The organism is Methanobrevibacter sp. (genome assembly GCF_045541095.1).
GTDB lineage: Archaea > Methanobacteriota > Methanobacteria > Methanobacteriales > Methanobacteriaceae > Methanocatella.
Window position 1 is genome coordinate 1 of record NZ_JAZQIJ010000228.1, and the last position, 3,489, is coordinate 3,489.

The 3,489-nt window shown below is 34.5% G+C and carries 4 protein-coding genes; 3 read left to right on the forward strand and 1 reads right to left on the reverse strand.

Annotation, left to right across the window (positions count from 1 at the left end):
* Positions 1 to 182: 182 nt before the first annotated feature.
* Entirely contained in the window at positions 183 to 1,505 is a 1,323-nt protein-coding gene (locus ACKI2P_RS09770) for a GMC family oxidoreductase N-terminal domain-containing protein (RefSeq protein ID WP_407377234.1), read from the forward strand.
* Between the two features lie 10 nt (positions 1,506 to 1,515).
* On the forward strand, positions 1,516 to 1,716 hold the full coding sequence (locus ACKI2P_RS09775) for a MoaD/ThiS family protein (RefSeq protein WP_407377235.1): 201 nt from the start codon (positions 1,516 to 1,518) through the stop codon (positions 1,714 to 1,716).
* A gap of 5 nt (positions 1,717 to 1,721) precedes the next feature.
* Here the strand turns inward: ACKI2P_RS09775 and ACKI2P_RS09780 are convergent, their stop codons facing one another.
* A complete protein-coding gene (locus ACKI2P_RS09780) occupies positions 1,722 to 2,336 on the reverse strand; it encodes a class I SAM-dependent methyltransferase (protein WP_407377236.1) in 615 nt (204 codons plus the stop codon).
* Positions 2,337 to 2,389: 53 nt separating this feature from the next.
* Between ACKI2P_RS09780 and ACKI2P_RS09785 the strand changes: the two genes are divergently transcribed.
* Positions 2,390 to 3,343 carry an ABC transporter substrate-binding protein gene (locus ACKI2P_RS09785; RefSeq protein ID WP_407377237.1) on the forward strand — a complete coding sequence of 318 codons (954 nt, stop codon included), beginning with the start codon at positions 2,390 to 2,392 and terminating at the stop codon, positions 3,341 to 3,343.
* Positions 3,344 to 3,489 lie beyond the last annotated feature (146 nt).

The window sequence follows — 3,489 nt, forward strand, 5'->3', positions numbered from 1 at the left end:
TATTTTTTTCCATACATAGACATAGTATTAATTAATATATAAATTTTTTGAAAGTGATTTTCGAAAAAGTATACAATTTTACTGCAATTTTTTTAAACAAAATAATATCTTGTCTATGTAATTATTGGACTTGATTAGAAAAATTTAATTAATAGAAAAATTATATAACAATTGTTAATATTATGGGAGGAATCAATATTTATGATGTAATTGTTGTAGGAACCGGAGCTGGCGGATCAACTGTAGCTAAAGACTTAAGTGTCAAAGGCCGTAATGTTCTAATTTTAGAAAAAGGAACAAAATGTAGTGATGGCAGCTATGTTAAGCACATGAAAAATAAGAAAATAGTGTTAAAAAATAATCTTTCCGATAGAGATAAGAAAAAATATGAATTTTTAACATATCCTTTGGATTTAACAAATATTGAGGAGATTGGCGGAACAACAACAGCCTCAATTGGAAACGCTTGTTTTTCATGTAGCGGATGTTATACCAACTCTATAATGCAACAGTTTGAAGACAAAAATCTGGATATTTTCGAGGAGCTTTTGGAAGCTAGCGGTGAGTTAAATGTAACCTATTTTCCAAAAAAATTATGGGGTCATTCAACCAAGATGATAGCTCAGGCAGGTGAGGAATTGGGTTATATAGTTGAGCCTATGCCAAAATTTATTAATTTCGAAAAATGTAGACTTTGCGGAAAATGTGTAAACGGGTGCTTGTTTGATGCAAAATGGGATGCAACTAATTTTGTTAGTGAAGCGCTTGAATATGGGGCTGAATTAATCTCTGATTTTAATGTATTTGAAATTTTACATGAAAATGGGCAGGTCAAGGGGATTGTGGGAATCGATAAGAACAATGAAAAGCATATCTTTTATTCAAAAAAGGTGATTGTTAGTGCAGGAGCTCTTAATACCCCTATTATATTGAAAAATTCCGGAATCAAAAATGTTGGAAGTCAGATATTTTTTGACATATTCACAACAATCGGAGGATACTTAAAAGATGCAAATTTAAAAAATGAATTGTTAATGGGAGTAAAAGCGGAATTTGGACCATATTTTTTATCACCTCACTACTCGATGCAATTACTCCCATTAATTAAGAAAAAAGGAATCTCTGCAAGTGATAAAGATGTCATAGGTTTAATGCTTAAATTTGCAGATACCTGCATTGGAACAATCGATGGGAATGGAAACATTGAAAAAACATTGACGAAAATGGATATTGATTTGATTAAAGATGGATACGGAAAAGCTATCGATATCCTTTTGATGATGGGTGTTGACGAGGATTCTATAGTTGCAACTTCTCTTAAGGGAGCGCATCCTGGAGGAACCGCTGCCGTAGGTGAAGTGGTTAACAATGATTTTGAAACTGAAATAAAAGGGTTATACGTTTGTGATGCTAGCGTTATCCCCGAAGCTCCAGGCAGACCTCCAATTTTAACAATTGTTGCCATTGCAAAAAAGGTAGCAAAAATCGTAGATAGTAATATTTAAAGGTGATTAAATGGAATTCAAATTAAAATTTAAAGATATTGATGAAACCAGACAGTTAAAAGATAATTTCACAATTCAGGATGTATTGAATGACATGGGATTGTCTGCTCAAACAATTGTTGCTAAGCAAAATGGGGAGTTGGCTGTTGAGGAAAGTGTTATTAATGATGGTGATGAGATTCAATTGATTCAAATAATATATGGCGGATAATCTGGTTATTTTGTTGCGATAACTACTAAAATATAATCATTTTCTTTTTTAAAGACTTCCACCTTCCTGAAACCCGCAGCTATTAAATATTCTTCAAGGACATCTGCAGTGTATACGCTCATGCCTTCTACGGTAGCCAGCCATTTTTCATCATCGGGATGGTTGCCGTCAGTTCCCTGTGCAATCATGAACTTTCCATCTGATTTTATAATTCTTGCAACCTCTTTAAATGTGTTTGCAATATCTGGCCAGAAATAAATTGTTTCGAATGCAGAAACCAAATCATATTCCTCATCATAAACAGGCATGTCGGTGACATCTGCCTGAATGATATGGCATCTGTCATCATCAACAGCTTTTCTGTTCTGTTCAATTGATGCATTAACGGATACTTCTGAATAGTCAAGGCCGTCAACATTGTTTTCGGTTAGTTTGAGGAACTTTTCGATATTCACTCCTCCCCCACATCCGATATCCAGTATTTTATCATTTTCATTGACATCTACACATTCAAATGCAAATTCAGAGATTTCTTTGTGGTTTTCGTTCATGTTTTTAATGGTTTCTATTCCTTCCGCACCATGAGGTTTCATGCATTGTGTAATTTTTTCAGCCACCATTTTTTCACAACCTTTAATAATTTTTTTAATCTAATTACTATTTAGGTGATATTATGAATAAAAAAATTTCTGCAGTAATTTTAATTGTCATAGCTATTATTATCGCAGGGGCATATTTCACATCACACACTGACGACAATACATTGGATATAGGGTATCTGCCATCTGATCATGATTCCGCACTATTTGTTGCAAATGCACAGGGGGAATTTTCAAAAGCTGGAATCAATGTTCGTTTGGTTCAGTTCAACAATGGTGGAGACCTGATGACTGCCATGGCAAGTGGGGATGTTGATGCCGGATATGTCGGTATAACTCCAGTTTTATCCGCTATGGAGAAAGGCGTACCGATTAAGGTTATTTCCGCTGCTCAAACTGAAGGGTCAGCAATTGTTGTTTCTCCAGAGTCTGGAATAAATTCCGTTTCTGATTTGGCCGGTAAAAAGATAGCAACTCCTGGTGAAGCTTCAATTCAACACATGCTGCTAACATATTATTTGAAGGAAAACGGAATGTCCATTAATGATTTGAAGGTTTCAGGCATGAAGGTTCCGTCTATGAATGATGCTTTAAAAACCAAAAAGATAGACGGTATGATTACATTCGAACCTTATGTTTCTACTGCACTGGCTGATGGCAATAATCTGTTGATTGATTCATCTGAAATCCTGCCGAACCATCCGTGCTGTGTAGTCGTTGCATCTGAAAAATATTTGGATAATCATCCAAACGAAACCAAAAAGCTTTTGGAGATTCACAACAACGAGACAAAATTCATAAACGATAAGATTGCCGAAGGCAAAACCAGTGAAGTGGTTGATCAATTGCCTGTCGATATCATATCAAACAAGGAAGTTGAAAAGGATTCCCTGGAAAGTTTCCCATTCATTTCAGGTTTGAATGAAACTTTCAAACAGGACGTAATTGACTTCATGAATCTTGAAGTTGAATTGGGCGTCTTGAAAAAACCTATTTCTGAAAATGAAATCTTTTGGCAAGACAATTGATTTCATTATGAGTTCGTCCAATAATTAAATTTTTTGATTGGATTTTAATTAAAGGATTGTGCTTTGATTATAGGATTAGTGGGATTTCGGGAGTTATTTTACACTTGAAATTTCACTTCATTACTTTTTTTAGATAATTTTGAATA